Origin of the sequence: Nocardioides iriomotensis (assembly GCF_004168035.1) — a bacterium.
GTDB classification, from domain to species: Bacteria; Actinomycetota; Actinomycetes; order Propionibacteriales; family Nocardioidaceae; genus Nocardioides_B; species Nocardioides_B iriomotensis.
Genome location: NZ_SDPU01000023.1, coordinates 269215 through 284185, shown reverse-complemented (window position 1 = coordinate 284185; position 14971 = coordinate 269215). Strand labels below are relative to the sequence as shown.

At 72.2% G+C, this 14971-nt stretch carries 18 protein-coding genes and 1 tRNA gene; 15 read left to right on the top strand and 4 right to left on the bottom strand.

Annotation, left to right across the window (positions count from 1 at the left end):
* Window positions 1-143: 143 nt before the first annotated feature.
* From ETU37_RS13900 to ETU37_RS13875, 6 genes are all read left to right on the top strand, one after another.
* Window positions 144-1121, top strand: coding sequence for a site-specific tyrosine recombinase XerD (locus ETU37_RS13900; protein ID WP_206053939.1), 978 nt, complete (start codon window positions 144-146; stop codon window positions 1119-1121).
* 267 nt (window positions 1122-1388) lie between these two features.
* Window positions 1389-2321, top strand: a complete 933-nt coding sequence (locus ETU37_RS13895) for a ParA family protein (RefSeq protein WP_206053920.1) — start codon at window positions 1389-1391, stop codon at window positions 2319-2321.
* Window positions 2306-2686, top strand: a complete 381-nt coding sequence (locus ETU37_RS13890) for a hypothetical protein (RefSeq protein WP_129987916.1) — start codon at window positions 2306-2308, stop codon at window positions 2684-2686. Before ETU37_RS13895 ends, ETU37_RS13890 begins: the two co-directional genes overlap by 16 nt.
* 44 nt (window positions 2687-2730) lie before the next feature.
* Window positions 2731-3732, top strand: coding sequence for a segregation and condensation protein A (locus tag ETU37_RS13885; RefSeq protein WP_240755728.1), 1002 nt, complete (start codon window positions 2731-2733; stop codon window positions 3730-3732).
* Window positions 3729-4358 carry an SMC-Scp complex subunit ScpB gene (scpB, locus tag ETU37_RS13880; RefSeq protein WP_129987915.1) on the top strand — a complete coding sequence of 210 codons (630 nt, stop codon included), beginning with the start codon at window positions 3729-3731 and terminating at the stop codon, window positions 4356-4358. Before ETU37_RS13885 ends, scpB begins: the two co-directional genes overlap by 4 nt.
* 19 nt (window positions 4359-4377) lie before the next feature.
* The gene (locus ETU37_RS13875) at window positions 4378-5130 is read left to right on the top strand and encodes a pseudouridine synthase (RefSeq protein ID WP_129987914.1); all 753 of its coding nucleotides are present in this window, start codon (window positions 4378-4380) and stop codon (window positions 5128-5130) included.
* A 5-nt stretch (window positions 5131-5135) separates the two neighbouring features.
* On the opposite strand, the gene ETU37_RS23230 is transcribed toward ETU37_RS13875, so the two are convergent.
* Entirely contained in the window at window positions 5136-5630 is a 495-nt protein-coding gene (locus ETU37_RS23230; protein ID WP_165372522.1) for a hypothetical protein, read from the bottom strand.
* Window positions 5631-5816: 186 nt separating this feature from the next.
* On the opposite strand from ETU37_RS23230, the gene aroH reads away from it, so the two are divergent.
* The 7 genes from aroH to ETU37_RS13830 all read left to right on the top strand — a co-directional run bounded on the left by aroH (window position 5817) and on the right by ETU37_RS13830 (window position 11258).
* Window positions 5817-6206: a chorismate mutase gene (gene aroH, locus ETU37_RS13860; protein WP_129987911.1), complete on the top strand. Its 390-nt coding sequence runs from the start codon at window positions 5817-5819 to the stop codon at window positions 6204-6206.
* The gene (locus ETU37_RS13855; protein WP_129987910.1) at window positions 6193-7284 is read left to right on the top strand and encodes a prephenate dehydrogenase; all 1092 of its coding nucleotides are present in this window, start codon (window positions 6193-6195) and stop codon (window positions 7282-7284) included. Before aroH ends, ETU37_RS13855 begins: the two co-directional genes overlap by 14 nt.
* Window positions 7285-7326: 42 nt before the next feature.
* Window positions 7327-8016, top strand: coding sequence for a (d)CMP kinase (cmk, locus tag ETU37_RS13850; protein WP_240755727.1), 690 nt, complete (start codon window positions 7327-7329; stop codon window positions 8014-8016).
* On the top strand, window positions 8013-8765 hold the full coding sequence (locus tag ETU37_RS13845; protein WP_129987909.1) for a lysophospholipid acyltransferase family protein: 753 nt from the start codon (window positions 8013-8015) through the stop codon (window positions 8763-8765). The genes cmk and ETU37_RS13845 overlap by 4 nt, the downstream gene beginning before the upstream one ends.
* Window positions 8762-10129, top strand: a complete 1368-nt coding sequence (gene der / locus ETU37_RS13840) for a ribosome biogenesis GTPase Der (RefSeq protein WP_129987908.1) — start codon at window positions 8762-8764, stop codon at window positions 10127-10129. Before ETU37_RS13845 ends, der begins: the two co-directional genes overlap by 4 nt.
* A complete protein-coding gene (locus ETU37_RS13835) occupies window positions 10130-11092 on the top strand; it encodes a hypothetical protein (RefSeq protein ID WP_129987907.1) in 963 nt (320 codons plus the stop codon).
* Between the two features lie 92 nt (window positions 11093-11184).
* Window positions 11185-11258 (top strand) — tRNA-Pro (locus ETU37_RS13830).
* Between the two features lie 132 nt (window positions 11259-11390).
* Here the strand turns inward: ETU37_RS13830 and ETU37_RS13825 are convergent.
* Window positions 11391-12074: a PadR family transcriptional regulator gene (locus tag ETU37_RS13825; RefSeq protein WP_240755726.1), complete on the bottom strand. Its 684-nt coding sequence runs from the start codon at window positions 12072-12074 to the stop codon at window positions 11391-11393.
* Window positions 12075-12160: 86 nt separating this feature from the next.
* Between ETU37_RS13825 and ETU37_RS13820 the strand changes: the two genes are divergently transcribed.
* Both ETU37_RS13820 and ETU37_RS13815 read left to right on the top strand, forming a co-directional pair.
* Entirely contained in the window at window positions 12161-13036 is an 876-nt protein-coding gene (locus tag ETU37_RS13820) for a class I SAM-dependent methyltransferase (RefSeq protein WP_129987905.1), read from the top strand.
* Between the two features lie 20 nt (window positions 13037-13056).
* Entirely contained in the window at window positions 13057-13479 is a 423-nt protein-coding gene (locus ETU37_RS13815; RefSeq protein ID WP_165372521.1) for an ester cyclase, read from the top strand.
* Between the two features lie 2 nt (window positions 13480-13481).
* Here ETU37_RS13815 and ETU37_RS23970 read toward each other — a convergent pair whose 3' ends face one another.
* Both ETU37_RS23970 and ETU37_RS13805 read right to left on the bottom strand, forming a co-directional pair.
* Complete coding sequence (locus ETU37_RS23970) at window positions 13482-13709, bottom strand: SulP family inorganic anion transporter (RefSeq protein ID WP_206053938.1); 228 nt, start codon at window positions 13707-13709, stop codon at window positions 13482-13484.
* 36 nt (window positions 13710-13745) lie between these two features.
* Window positions 13746-14966 carry an ABC transporter ATP-binding protein gene (locus ETU37_RS13805; RefSeq protein ID WP_129987903.1) on the bottom strand — a complete coding sequence of 407 codons (1221 nt, stop codon included), beginning with the start codon at window positions 14964-14966 and terminating at the stop codon, window positions 13746-13748.
* Window positions 14967-14971 lie beyond the last annotated feature (5 nt).

Sequence of the window (14971 nt, the reverse complement as noted above, 5' to 3'; positions counted from 1 at the left end):
CTGGCCGACAAGGGCTGGCAGCAGGCGCTGCGCGAGGACAGGTCGCTCGCGCTCGGCCTCAACACCCACGCCGGCCGGCTCACCAACGCCCCGGTCGGCGACGCCCACGGGATCGACGCCGTCTCGCTCGACGAGGTGCTGGCCTGACCGTCGCGCCGACACCGACCGGGCTCCAGCGCGCGGTCCGCACCTACCTCGACCACCTGGTCGTGGAGCGCGGGCTCGCGGACAACACGCTGAAGTCCTACCGGCGCGACCTCCGCAGGTACGTCGCCTTCCTCGCCGACCGCGACCTGGACGAGCCGGGCGCGGTCAGCGAGGAGGTGGTGACGGCGTTCCTGCGTGCGCTGCGCGAGGGCGACGACGAGCACCCGCCTCTGAGCGCCGGATCCGCGGCGCGCACGGTCGTCGCCGTGCGCGGCTTCCACCGGTTCGCCGTGCGCGAGGGGCTGGCCGGGGCCGATCCGTCGGCCGCCGTACGACCGCCGGCGCCGGCCAAGCGACTGCCCAAGGCGCTGCCGCTGGCCGACATCGAGCGGATCCTCGACGCGGCCGGGGCGCCCGGCACGGCGCTGGCCCTGCGGGACCGGGCGCTGCTGGAGCTGCTCTACGGCACCGGCGCCCGGATCTCGGAGGCGGTCGGGCTCGACGTCGACGACCTCGACCTGCCCGCGCCCGCCGAGCGCCGCGGCGGCGAGACCGGCGCCGTACGCCTGCACGGCAAGGGCGGCAAGGAGCGGGTCGTCCCGGTGGGGACCTACGCCGCCGAGGCGATCGAGGCCTACCTCGTGCGCGGCCGGCCCGAGCTCGCCACGCTCACGACCGGACCGACGACCGGGGGAGCGGTGTTCCTCAACGCCCGCGGCGGCCGGCTGTCGCGGCAGAGCGCCTGGGCGGTGCTGGCCAAGGCCGCCGAGCGGGCCGGTGTCACCGCGGAGGTCTCGCCCCACACGCTGCGGCACTCGTTCGCGACCCACCTGATCGACGGCGGCGCCGACGTCCGGGTGGTCCAGGAGCTGCTCGGCCACGCCTCGGTGACCACCACGCAGGTGTACACGCTGGTGACGGTCGACTCGCTCCGCGAGGTCTACGCCACCGCGCACCCGCGCGCCCGCGACTGACCCCAGATCGGCGAAAAGTCGACAAATCCACGGCGCGCCTCCGCGGCGCGTCGCGCCCCGGGCGATTGACTGCTGGTACGTCCCCGTTGGCAGAGGAGAGGAAGCAGCGTGAACGACCACACCGGCACGAGCGCGAACGAGATCCCTCCCCTCGTCGACCCGGCCCGGATGTCGAGCTGGCCGCCCCCGAGCCCTGCCCCGCAGGCCTCGCCGACGAGCCCGACGCCGGAACCTTCCCCCCGTTTCGACGCAGGAGAGCACAACCGCGTGAGCGACCCGATCCCGTTCCGTCGCCCCGACCCGCAGGCGCCCGAGACCGTCCCGGACCCCGGCCCGGTCACCACGGCCGACCCCGAGGTCAAGCTCGGCCCCACCGGCCGGCCGATGCCCGACCTGCCGGAGCCCCGGCCGATCGGCATCCACGGCAACGCCCGGGTGATCTCGATGTGCAACCAGAAGGGTGGCGTCGGCAAGACCACCACCACGATCAACCTCGGCGCCGCGCTCGCGGAGTACGGCCGCAAGGTGCTCCTCGTCGACTTCGACCCCCAGGGGTCGCTGTCCGTCGGTCTCGGGCTCAACCCGCACGACATGGAGCTGTCGATCTACAACCTCCTGATGGAGCGCGACGTCGACATCGACGAGGTCATCGTCAAGACCAACGTGCCGGGCATGGACCTGCTGCCCAGCAACATCGACCTGTCGGCCGCCGAGGTGCAGCTCGTGCACGAGGTCGCCCGCGAGCAGACCCTCCAGCGGGTGCTGCAGCCGGCGATCGCGGAGTACGACGTCATCCTCATCGACTGCCAGCCGTCGCTCGGCCTGCTCACGGTCAACGCGCTCACCGCGTCCGACAGCGTGATCGTGCCCCTGGAGTGCGAGTACTTCGCGCTGCGCGGCGTCGCCCTGCTCAAGACCACGATCGACAAGGTCACCGAGCGGCTCAACCCCAAGCTCAAGATCGAGGGCGTGCTCGGCACGATGTACGACGGGCGCACCCTCCACGGCCGCGAGGTGATGGAACGCCTGGTGCAGGCCTGGGGCGACACCGTGTTCCACACCGTCATCCGGCGCACCGTGAAGTTCTCCGACTCGACCGTGGCCGGCGAGCCGATCACCACCTACGCGTCGTCGTCGACCGGTGCGGACTCCTACCGGATGCTGGCCAAGGAGGTGCTGGCCCGGTGCCTCGACGGGTGACCCTGCCGACCGCCGACGACCTCTTCCGTCCCACCGTCGTCCCCGACCCCGTCGAGGACGACACCCGCGCTGGTGCCGACCGGGCGGCGCCCCTGCGCGAGCCCGAGCCCCACGAGCCCGAGCCGGCCGCCAAGGGCACCGGCTCCGGACGGGTCAAGCACGACGAGAAGATGACCGTCTACATCACCTCCGACGAGCTGCTCGAGATCGAGCACGCCCGCCTGATGCTGCGCCGCGCCCACGGGCTCGGCGTCGACCGGGGCCGGCTCGTCCGGGCGGCGGTCGCGATCGCGCTGGCCGACCTGGAGGCGAACGGCGAGGACAGCGTGCTGGTGCAGCGGCTGTCCGACCGCGCCGCGGGCTGACCCCGGTGGGTGTGCAGACCACCGAGACGGTGGATGCTGGGGGCGTGGAGCAGGACCAGATGACGGCCGCAACGGCGGACTCGCCGGGCGCGGGGGAGACCGCTGCGACGGTCGACCCGGCCGACCCGGTCGCCACGGAGCCAGCTGTCGTCGCGGGCGTCGACACCGGGGAGACCGCCGCCGCCGGCGGGTTCGCCGTACGCCTGGACAACTTCGAGGGCCCGTTCGACCTGCTGCTGAGCCTGATCGCCAAGCACAAGCTCGACATCACCGAGGTCGCGCTGTCGAAGGTCACCGACGAGTTCATCGCGCACATCAAGGGAGCCTCCGAGAAGGGCTGGGACCTCGAGCAGACCTCGTCGTTCCTGCTCGTCGCGGCCACGCTGCTCGACCTCAAGGCGGCCCGGCTGCTGCCGCAGGGCGACGTCGAGGACGAGGAGGACCTCGCGCTGCTCGAGGCCCGCGACCTGCTCTTCGCGCGGCTGCTGCAGTACAAGGCCTTCAAGCAGGTCGCCGGCGTGCTCGAGCAGCGCCTCGCGGGGGAGTCCAAGCGGCACGCCCGCGCGGTCGGGCTCGAGGAGCGGTTCGCGACGCTGCTGCCCGAGGTGCTCATCGGGCTCGGGCTGCAGGACTTCGCCGCCCTCGCGGCGAAGGCGATGGAGCCCAAGCCGGTGCTCGAGCTGTCCCTGGGCCACATCCACGCGCCGACCGTCTCGGTCAAGGAGCAGGCGACGGTCGTCGTCGACCGGCTCCGGCGCAGCGGCACGATGACGTTCCGGTCCATCGCGCGCGACGCGCCCGACACGCTGACCCGGGTGGCGCGGTTCCTGGCGCTGCTGGAGCTGTTCCGGGAGGGCGCCGTGGCGTTCGACCAGGTGACCCCGCTCGGCGAGCTGACGGTCCGCTGGACCGGCGCCGACGACGGCGAGGTCGAGATCACCGACGAGTTCGACGGCGCGCCGCCCGAGAACGACGCGGCGGACGAGGCGCCGCCCGAGAACGACGAGGCGCCGGACGACGCAGACGCGAATGAGGACGAGGAATGACCGACGAACAGGTCTCGACCGGCTCGACCGACCGGGACGAGGAGGAGACCGGCAGCGAGACGTTGGACGTCCCGCTCGCCGAGCTCCGCCCGGCGCTGGAGGCCGTGCTGATGATCGCCGACCAGCCGCTCGACCACGTGACGCTGGCCAGCGCGGTCGGCTACCCGCCCGAGGAGGTACGCGCCGCGCTCGCTGAGCTGTCGGCGGAGTACGCCGAGCAGGGCCGCGGCTTCGACCTGCGCAACGTGGCGGGAGGCTGGCGCTACTACACCCGCGAGGAGCTCGCCTCCGTCGTGGAGCGGTTCGTCCTCGACGGGCAGCAGGCCCGGCTGACCCAGGCGGCGCTCGAGACGCTCGCCGTCGTCGCCTACAAGCAGCCGGTGAGCCGCGCCCGCGTCTCCGCCATCCGCGGCGTGAACGTCGACGGCGTCATGCGCACCCTCGTCGCCCGCGGGTTGGTCGAGGAGGCCGGCCACGACAGCGAGACGACCGCGACGCTGTACCGCACCACGTCGTACTTCCTCGAGCGCATCGGCATCACGTCGCTGGAGGACCTGCCCGAGCTCGCGCCGTACCTCCCCGAGATGGCCGACCTCGAGGACCTCGAGTCCACCGAGTCCGCATGATCACCCGAGTGACCCGCGAGTGACCCGCGACATCCAGACCGACGACGAGGGACTGATCCGGCTGCAGAAGCTGCTCGCGCAGTCCGGCGTGGCCAGCCGCCGCAAGTGCGAGGAGCTGATGCTCGACGGCCTGGTCGAGGTCGACGGCGAGGTCGTCACCCGGCTCGGCACCAAGGTCGACCCGCGCACGGCGGTGATCCGGGTCGACGGCCGGCGGCTCCCACCGGTCAGCGCGCACGTCTACCTCGTCCTCAACAAGCCGCGCGGCGTGGTGTCCACCATGAGCGACCCCGAGGGCCGGCGCACGCTGGCGGACCTCGTGGCCGACCGGCCCGAGCGGCTCTTCCACGTCGGCCGGCTCGACACCGACACCGAGGGCCTGATCCTGCTCACCAACGACGGCGACTTCGCCCAGCGGGTCGCGCACCCGTCGTACGAGCTCGACAAGACGTACGTCGCCGAGGTCGACGGCCGCGTCACCAAGGCGGTCGTCCGGCGGCTGCGCGACGGCGTGACGCTCGAGGACGGGCCGGTGCAGGTCTCCGCCGCCCGCGTGGTGCAGGAGAACCCCCGGCGCTCGATCGTCGAGCTCACCATCCACGAGGGCCGCAACCGGATCGTCCGGCGACTCCTCGACGAGGTGGGGCACCCGGTCCGCAAGCTCACCCGCACCGCGATCGGCCCGGTCGTGCTGCGCGGCCTGCGGTCGGGCGAGCTCCGCGAGCTGACCAACGACGAGCTCGGCGCGTTCCTCGACGCCGCGGAGCTCTGACCGCCCTACGGCTCGACGTCGCCCTCCAGGGCGGCCGCGGTCTCCTCGGCGATCTCCTCCCGCTCCGCCCGCTGCAGCGCGGCGTCGCCGTGCTCCTCGCGACGGGAGGCGCCCCGCGGCTCGTGAGCCATGCCGGCGCCCTGGGGCCCCTCCCCGCGCTCGGCCGCGGCTTCACGGGCGAGCGCCTCGCCGACCACGTCGACGGGCGCCTCGTCCGGGACGTGCGGCTCGGCCCGGACCACAGCCGGCTCGGGCCGGTCCTCCAGGTCACCGACCACGTCGGCGCCAGGACCCGGCCGCAAGGCGAGTCGGGTCTCGCGCACCACGGAGCCGGCGAGGCCAGCGGCGGCGCCCGCGACGTGGAAGGCGCCCCTGGCCACCCCGACGGGAGCGTGGACGGCCTCGCGGGCCACGGTGCCGGTCAGCCCGACCGCCGTACCGGCGAGGTGCGCCACGCGCTTGGTCACGCCGACGGGGTTCACTGCGTCGAATGCGTTCATCTGCCTCGGCCCTCCTTGGTCGATCCCGGGCGGTGCCCGTGATCCTCACCCGCAAACGCGGATGCTGCTCCCGTTCGCCGCGCGATGCAGGAGGCTTACGCCCCTGGTGCCCGGACGTGCGCGGTGCAACCGCCTCACGGCGGACACCGCAGGGCCCACCTCCACCACCTCGTTAGGGTGCTTCCCGTGGCAGTCCGGGCAGTGCGAGGAGCGACCCAGCTCGACGACGACGTGCGCGAGCACATGCTGGAGCGGGTCGCCGAGATGGTCGTGGACGTGATGGAGGCCAACGGCCTCGGCGTCGACGACTTCATCAGCGTGATCTTCACCGCGACCTCGGACCTGGTCTCGGAGTTCCCGGCGTACGCCGCCCGGCGGCTCGGCTTCGGCGAGGTGCCACTGATCTGCGCCCGCGAGCTCGAGATCGCGGGCTCGATGCCACGCGTGGTCCGGATGCTCGCGCACGTCGAGACCGACCTGCCCCGCGCCGACATCACCCACGTCTACCTGCACGGTGCCGCGCAGCTCCGCCGCGACCTCACCCGGGTCCGCGAGGTGCCGGATGCCGAGCAGTAGCCCCGCGGGCACGCTCAGCGGTCCCGTCCTCGTCGTCGGCGCCGGCCTCCTCGGCACCTCGATCGGGCTGGCCCTGCGGCGGCGGGGGGTCGACGTCGCCCTGGCCGACCTGAGCCCCGAGAACGTCCGCATCGCCACCGGCCTCGGCGCCGCCAACGTCAAGCCCGACGACAGGACCGAGCCGGCCCTCGTGGTCGTCGCGGTCCCGCCGGACGCGCTCGCCCCGGTCGTGGCGGAGGCGCTGCGCGACACCGACGCGGTCGTCACCGACGTCGGCAGCGTCAAGGCGGCGCCGTACACCGCGGTGGCGGACGCCGTCACCGCCGCCCAGCTCACCCGCTACGTGGGCAGCCACCCGATGGCCGGCAGCGAGCGCTCCGGGCCGCTGGCGGCCAGCGCGACCCTGTTCGACGGCCGCCCGTGGGCGGTCACCGCGCACGGCACCGCCGACCCGGCGGCGGTCGCCCAGGTGACCGCGCTGGCCGCGGCGTGCGGCGCCACGCCCCTCGCGTTCAGCCCGGAGGAGCACGACGCCGCCGTCGCGCGCACCAGCCACCTGCCGCACCTGCTCGCCGCGCTGGTCGCCGGGCGGCTCACCGACGCGCCGCGCAGCCACCTCGCGCTGTCCGGCCAGGGCGTCCGCGACGTCACCCGGATCGCCGCCGGCGACCCCGCGCTGTGGCAGCAGATCATCGCCGGCAACACCGCCGCGATCACCGCGCTGCTGCACGAGGTCCGCGACGACGTCGACACCCTGCTGCTCGCCCTGGACCGCGACGACCGGGACGCGGTGGCGGCGCTGCTCGACCGCGGCGTCGCCGGTACGGCGGTCATCCCGGGCAAGCACGGCGGGCCCGCGGTCGTCGAGACGAGCGTGTTCGTGGCGGTCCCGGACCACCCGGGCGAGCTGGCCCGGCTGCTGGCGGACGCCGGCGAGATCGGCGTCAACATCGAGGACCTCCGCATCGACCACGACCCTGGCCGCCCGGTCGGCCTCGTCGAGCTGTTCGTCGCGGCCGACAGCGTCGAGCACCTGCTGGGGTCGCTGGAGGAACGGGGCTGGACCACCCACCGGTAGAGTGCGCCCGTCCCGCAACCGGCCCCTCAGGAGCAGATACCCGTGGTCTCGACGAGCTCGACCAGCCGCCTCTCGCAGGTCGTGGTGGCGATGGACGGACCGTCCGGCTCCGGCAAGTCGAGCACCTCGCGAGGCGTCGCGACCCGGCTCGGCCTGCGCTACCTCGACACCGGCGCGATGTTCCGGGCGATGACCTGGTGGATGCTGCAGCAGGGCGTCGACGTCGACGACCCGGCAGCCGTCGCGGCCCGCGTCGACGCGCCCCTGATGGTGTCCGGCACCGACCCGCAGGCACCCACGATCACCGTCGACGGCACCGACGTCGCCGCCGCGATCCGCACCCAGGAGGTCACCTCGTCGGTGAGCCAGGTCAGCGTCGTCCCGGAGGTCCGTGAACGACTGCTGCGCGAGCAGCGCGACATCATCGGCAGCGGCGGCATCGTCGTGGAGGGCCGCGACATCGGCACCGTGGTGGCGCCGGACGCCGACGTGAAGGTCTACCTCACCGCCGACCCCGAGGCACGCGCCACCCGGCGCACCGCCGAGATGGCCGGCTCCACCGTCCAGGCCACCCAGGCCGACCTGCTCCGCCGGGACAGGATCGACTCGGGCCGCGCGACGGCGCCGCTGACCATGGCGGACGACGCGCACCACATCGACACCACGCCGTACACCCTCGACGAGGTGATCGCCCAGGTCGTCGCGCTCGTCGAGCAGGCCCTGGAGCCGTGACGACCGACCCGTTGCGCACCGACGAGGTGCCGCTGCCGCCGGTCCGGCTGCTGCGTGCTCTGCGTCCGGTGGCGCGGGCGTACTTCCGCCGGCGCTACGACGTCCGCGTCCACGGCGAGCAGCACGTCCCGCGCAGCGGCCGCGCGATCATCGCCTCCAACCACATCGGCCTGCTCGACGGGCCGCTGCTCGGCGCCTTCGCCCCGCGGCCCGTCCACGCGCTGACCAAGAAGGAGATGTTCGAGGGCCGCACCGGCCGGTTCCTGCTCGCGGTCGGCCAGGTGCCGCTGTCGCGCTACGACGTCGACCCGGAGGCGGTCAAGCGGTGCGTGCGCGTGCTGCGCGCCGGGGGAGTGGTCGGCATCTACCCCGAAGGCACCCGCGGCGACGGCGAGATGCGCCACGTGCACACCGGCGCCGCCTACCTCGCCCTCGTGACCGGCGCGCCGGTGGTGCCGCTGGTGATGTTCGGCACGCGTCACCCCGGCGGGCACACCGACTCGATCCCCGACAAGGGGGCGCGATTCGACTTCGTGTACGGCGAACCGGTGTACTGGGAGGCGCACCCGTGGCCCCGGACCCAGGCGGACGTGCGCCGCACCACGGCCGAGCTGCGGAACAGATTCGTCGAGCACCTCGTTGAGGCGAAGGCCGTCACCGGCCGGGACCTCCCCGGACCGCTGCCGATGATCACCGAGCACGACGTACGGGACGCCCGCGGCGTCTCCCGAAGGAACGAAGAAGCATGACCACCGACCCCCAGCCGACCGACCTCGACGGCACCGACGAACCCACCGGCCCGACCCCGGTCCTGGCCGTCGTCGGGCGCCCCAACGTCGGCAAGTCGACGCTGGTCAACCGGATCATCGGCCGCCGCGAGGCGGTCGTGCAGGACGTCCCGGGCGTGACCCGCGACCGGATCTCGTACGACGCCACCTGGAACGGCCGCGGGTTCACCGTGGTCGACACCGGCGGCTGGGACCCCGACGCCAGGGGCCTCGCCGAGCGGATCGCTGCCCAGGCCGAGGTGGCCGTGTCCGTGGCCGACGCCGTGCTCTTCGTCGTCGACGCGACCGTCGGCATCACCGACGCCGACGAGGCCGTGGTGCGCATCCTCCGCAAGGCCAAGAAGCCGGTCATCCTCGCCGCCAACAAGGTCGACGACCAGCGCGCCGAGGCCGAGGCCTACGGCCTGTGGAACCTCGGGCTGGGGGAGCCGTACCCCGTCTCCGCCCTGCACGGCCGCGGCTCCGGCGACATGCTCGACGCGATCCTGGCCGCGCTGCCCGAGACCCCGCCGGAGTCCTTCGCCGAGGTCGGCGGTCCCCGCCGCGTCGCGATCGTCGGCAAGCCCAACGTCGGCAAGTCCTCGCTGCTGAACAAGCTCGCCAAGGAGGACCGCGCGGTCGTCGACGACGCCGCCGGCACCACGGTCGACCCGGTCGACGAGCTGGTCGAGCTCGGCGGCCGCACGTGGCGCTTCATCGACACCGCGGGCATCCGCAAGCGGGTCAAGGAGGCGTCGGGCCACGAGTACTACGCCAGCCTGCGCACCGCCGGCGCCGTCGAGCGCGCCGAGGTCTGCGTGATGGTCGTCGACGGCTCGCAACCGATCTCCGAGCAGGACCTGCGGATCATCACCCAGGTCGCCGAGGCCGGTCGGGCGCTGGTCATCGCGTTCAACAAGTGGGACCTCGTCGACGAGGAGCGCCGCTACTACCTCGACCGCGAGATCGAGCGCGAGCTCGTCCGCGTGCAGTGGGCCCCGCGCGTCAACATCACCGCCCGCACCGGCTGGCACGTCGACCGTCTCGTCCCGGCGCTCGACGCCGCCCTCGAGGGCTGGTCGACCCGGGTCGGCACCGGCGCCCTGAACTCCTTCCTCGGGAGGCTCGTCGCCGAGCACCCGCACCCGGTGCGCGGCGGCAAGCAGCCCAAGGTCCTGTTCGGCACGCAGGTGTCGACGGAGCCGCCGACGTTCGTGCTGTTCACCTCCGGCATGCTCGAGGCGGGCTACCTCCGCTACATCGAGCGCCGGCTCCGCGAGGAGTTCGGCTTCACCGGGTCGCCGATCCACCTGGAGCAGCGGCCCCGGAAGAAGGGCAAGAAGTAGATGCTCCGTCGCGCGCTGGCCGCCGTCCTCGTCGTCTCGACCGGGGTGGCCGGCGCCGCGGCGCTGCACTCGCCCGCCGACGCCCGGCCGGTCGCCGGCACGGGCTGCTCGACGTTCCCGAAGGACAGCTGGTGGCGCGCCGACGTCAGCGACCTGCCCGTGCACGCGCGCAGCCGCGCGTGGCTGTCGCACATGTCGACCGACCGTGACCTGCACCCCGACTTCGGTCCGTCGTACGGCGACGGGCCCGACTACGGCATCCCGGTCACCGTCGTCGGCGGCGGACACCCGAAGGTCGACGTCAAGTTCGACTACGCCGACGAGAGCGACCACGTCGGCTACCCGTTCGGCGACGACACCCGCATCGAGGGCGGCCGCGACTCCTCGGGCGACAAGCACGCCGTCGTCGTCGACCAGTCCACCTGCCGCCTGTACGAGACCTGGAACACCCGCGTGACCGGCAACCGTTGGGTCGCCGGATCCGGCGCCACCTGGAAGCTGACCAGCAACAAGCTGCGCCCCGACACCTGGACCTCTGCCGACGCCGCCGGGCTGCCGATCCTGCCCGGTCTGCTGCGCCACAACGAGGTCAAGGCGCGCCGGGTGAACCACGCGATCCGGTTCACCACCGACGTCACCTCGCGGCACCACCTCTGGCCCGCCAGGCACGACGCCGGCTCGCAGGACAGCCGCGACTACCCGCCGATGGGCGCCCGCTTCCGGCTGAGGTCCTCGTGGCAGCCCGCAGGGCTCGGCGCCGGCGCCAAGGCGGTGGTGAAGGCGATGAAGACCTACGGCCTCGTGCTCGCCGACAACGGGTCGCCGTGGTACTTCCAGGGCGAGCAGCACAAGAAGTGGTCCGACCGGCTGATCAGCGACCTCAAGCAGATCCCGGCGTCCGCCTTCGTCGCCGTCGACACCTCGTCGCTGAAGGTCTCGCGCGACAGCGCGCAGGTCCGCTGAGCCCACCCTCCCGATTCGGGGGCGGGGGAGTCGTTGCGGTAGGGTTCACACGCCCTCGAGCCGCTCCGCCCGGAGCGTCTGAACGAGGGCATCGGGCTGTGGCGCAGCTTGGTAGCGCACTTGACTGGGGGTCAAGGGGTCGCAGGTTCAAATCCTGTCAGCCCGACCGGCCGGGCCCCGATCTGTTCACGCAGGTCGGGGCCCGTTTTCATGCCCCTTCGCAGGCAGGCCTGACGACGGCCAGGTTCGGCATTCTCACCGCCGCCACCATTCGAGAGTAGGCAATCCCGAGCCGCTTTTATCGGTCCCGCTTTGCCGTTGCCGGAGGAGGGTCACTGGTTTCCGCGAGTCGGCTTGCCCGCTGCTGGGCCAGCTGCAGGATGTAGTGATCGATGGCCAGGGTCGGGTCCGCGCGGCTCGGGTCGTCCGGCCATTCCTGGACGACCTCGGTTGCCCATGCGGCCCATCGGTCGACGAGGTCGTAGAAGTCGACCAGGAACCTCGCGCCGACAGAGGTCACCGCCGACCTCTGGTGAAACTCTCCTTCTCCGGCCAGGTATGCGCGCGCCGACTCGATGAACACGTCGAGCTGCTGCTCGGCCCAGGCGCGCGACGCGGCAAGGCCCGCCAGTGCGTCCTCCCGGGTGCCGAAGTCGGCGAAGAAGAGCTTGAGGTGCTGCTCGAACTCGAGGCTGGGGCCCTCGCCAGGGCTCTGTAGCCACTCCGCCAGCGCCGCGCGGCCCTGGTCGGTGATGGTGTAGACCGTGCGCGGTCGACGTCCGACGGACTCCTTGGTCGCGGTGGCGAGCCCATGCGCGACCAGCTTCTTCGGCTCTTCATAGAGCCGGCTGCGCGCCCGCGGCCAGACCCGGTTGAGGGTGCGTTCCATCTGCACGGCCAGCTCGTAGGTCGTCCAGGGCTGGATCGCCAGAAGGCCCAGGATCGCGAACGATGTGGTGGTCAGTGCAGGGGCCCGCTCCACCCTTGACACATGGTCTCCTTGAGAGTATTTCTGGATAGTCCCATTGAGATTATCCAACCGAGGCTCCGATGACCACCATCCGACGGATGCAGGACCAGCCCGGCGCCGTGGACGGCGGCCTGGCCGCGGGCAACGAGGAGCAGTACGCCGCCTGGAACGGCGACGAGGGGAGGCACTGGGCCGCTCACCCGGAGTTCTACGACCGGTCGATCCGCCGGCTGCACCGACCGCTGATGGAGGCGGCCGACATCGGTGCCCGCGACCGGGTACTCGACATCGGTTGCGGCAACGGCGAGTGCGCACGTGAGGCTGCCCGGTGTGCCTCTCGGGGGACGGCGCTCGGGATCGACCTCTCGCTGCCGATGATCCGCGTCGCAGAGGCGGCTGCGGAGCGCGAGGGTCTGACGAACGCCAGCTTCGTTCAGGGTGACGCTCAGGTCCATCCGTTCAGGTCCGCCGCGTTCGACGTGGCTATCAGCCGCACCGGTGCCATGTTCTTCGCCGACCAGGTTGCCGCGTTCCGCAACATCGCACGTGCGCTGCGCCCCGGCGGTCGATTGGCCATGGTCTCCTGGCGGACGGCACGTGAGAACGAATGGATCGCCTCCCTGTTCGGCGCCCTGACCCCCGATGCGCCTCTACCCGCCCCTCCGGCCGACGCGCCGACCCCGTTCCGCCACGCCGATCCGGCGAACACGACGAGGATCCTGACCGTCGCCGGGTTCGACGAGGTCGCACTCCAGCCGCTCGACACGCCGATGTACTTCGGGCGCGACGCCGACGAGGGTTTCCCGATCCTTCGCGACCTGCTCGGATGGACCGTTCGTGACCTGGAGCCGACAGACGCCGAAAAGGCCATGACCCGTCTGAGCGACCTCCTCGTCCAGCACGAGACCCCCGACGGCGTTGCCTTCGGATGCGCCGCGTGGCTCATCACAGCCCGCCGAGCCCCCACCACCTGACAATGAAGGGGACAGACGCCATGGGACGCGAGAACGAGGACCTGCTGCACGAGTTCATGGCGGCCTTCGCCGCCGGGGACGACGGCACGCTGCGCCGACTGGTGCACGCCGACATCGTTGATCACACCCCGCCGCCAGGCGCGGCACCCGGCATCGACGGGCTGCTCTACGCCGTCGCTGGCTACCGACAGGGCTTTCCCGACCTTCGAATCAGTCTCGAGAAGGTGGTGGCAGATGGACAGGACGTCGTTGGCTACGGACGCATCAAGGGCACGCACAGCGGCAGCTTCTTCGGCCAGGAACCGACCGGACGGGCCGTCGACTTCGGGTACATCGACATCTACCGCGTCCGGGACGGGAAGCTCGCCGATGCCTGGCACCTCGAAGACATCGCCGGGCTCACTCGGCAGATCGCGGCGACAGGCCTGGAGCGGAGCGCCTGACATCACCCGTCAGGAGGTCCGCTTGGACGATGTGGCGGTCTGATCCCTGCGACGAACGTCGCCACCTCGGCCTCGCCCGTGATACCCGCCGCGATGACCGCGCCGGCGGCCACCGCGGCCAGTCCGGCGCTCGGGCCCAGCGAGATCTGTCGGCAGGTGCCGAAGACGGCGTACAGGATCGCGGCCGCCGCAGCGGCGTAGAGACCGTTCTGGAGCGGAACCCCGGCGATGGTCTCGTCGCGCCGCTGCCGGAGGGCCGGGCCGCGCTAGCCCGCCGCGCCCGACTGCGCAGCCTGCTGGGTCCCGTGCACGGGGATCCGGCCGGCGTTGTCGAGGTCGACGGTGAGGTTGTCGCCGGAGGCCGGGTCGAACAGCTGGACCTTGCGCCCGTCGACCCAGATCTCGGCGTCCTCGCCGGCCTTGATCCGGCTGGAGCCGTCGAGCGACACGACGAGCTGGGTGTGCATGGTCTCCCCGTCGAGGTCCCGCTCGAGCTGGCGCAGCTGGGCCTCGACCTCGGGCGGCGCCTCGTAGGGGATGTAGGCGTAGGTCTCGTTGCCGAGCCACTCGACGACGTCGACCTCCGCCCGGAACGTCGACCCCCCGCCCTTGTCGGTGCGCACCGACGCGTCCTCGAAGTTCTCCGGGCGGATGCCGGCCATCAGCAGCCCCTTGCCGGCAGCCTTCTCCGCCCGCTCGGGCGGCACGTCCACGGCGCCGAACGGCAGCTTGACGGTGTTGCCCTCGACGGTCGCCGGCAGGAAGTTCATCGGCGGCGAGCCGATGAAGCCGGCCACGAAGAGGTTGCAGGGGTTCTCGTAGAGCTCGCGCGGGGTCGCGAGCTGTTGCAGCACGCCACGCTTGAGCACCGCGACCCGGTCGCCCAGGGTCATCGCCTCGGTCTGGTCGTGGGTGACGTAGACCGTGGTGATGCCGAGCCGCTTCTGCAGACGCGTGATCTCGGTGCGCATCTGCCCGCGGAGCTTGGCGTCGAGGTTCGACAGCGGCTCGTCGAACAGGAACGCGTCGGCCTCGCGGACGATCGCGCGGCCCATCGCCACGCGCTGGCGCTGACCGCCGGAGAGGTTGCCCGGCTTCCGGTCGAGGTGCTCGTCGAGCTCCAGGGTCTTCGACGCGTCGCGCACCTTCCTGTCGATCTCCGCGTCGGGGACGTGGGCCAGCCGCAGCGGGAACGCGATGTTCTCGTAGACGGTCAGGTGCGGGTAGAGCGCGTAGTTCTGGAACACCATGGCGAGGTTCCGGTCCCGCGGTGCCAGGTCGTTGACCAGCTTGTCGCCGATCATCATCTCGCCCCCGGTGATGTCCTCGAGGCCGACGATCATCCGAAGGAGGGTCGACTTCCCGCAGCCGGACGGCCCGACGAGGATCATGAACTCTCCGTCCTGCACGTCGATGCTGACGTCGTTCACCGCCAGGAACCCGTCGCCGTACTCCTTGACGATGTTCTTCATGTCGATGGCAGCCAACCGGC

Excerpts from the sequence above, each read along its gene's own strand:
- ETU37_RS13820 (WP_129987905.1), top strand. The coding sequence starts at position 12,161 with ATGCAGGACCAGCCCGGCGCCGTGGACGGCGGCCTGGCCGCGGGCAAC.
- ETU37_RS23230 (WP_165372522.1), bottom strand. The coding sequence starts at position 5,630 with ATGAACGCATTCGACGCAGTGAACCCCGTCGGCGTGACCAAGCGCGTG.
- scpB (WP_129987915.1), top strand. The coding sequence starts at position 3,729 with ATGACCGACGAACAGGTCTCGACCGGCTCGACCGACCGGGACGAGGAG.
- der (WP_129987908.1), top strand. The coding sequence starts at position 8,762 with ATGACCACCGACCCCCAGCCGACCGACCTCGACGGCACCGACGAACCC.
- ETU37_RS13835 (WP_129987907.1), top strand. The coding sequence starts at position 10,130 with ATGCTCCGTCGCGCGCTGGCCGCCGTCCTCGTCGTCTCGACCGGGGTG.
- ETU37_RS13815 (WP_165372521.1), top strand. The coding sequence starts at position 13,057 with ATGGGACGCGAGAACGAGGACCTGCTGCACGAGTTCATGGCGGCCTTC.
- ETU37_RS13855 (WP_129987910.1), top strand. The coding sequence starts at position 6,193 with ATGCCGAGCAGTAGCCCCGCGGGCACGCTCAGCGGTCCCGTCCTCGTC.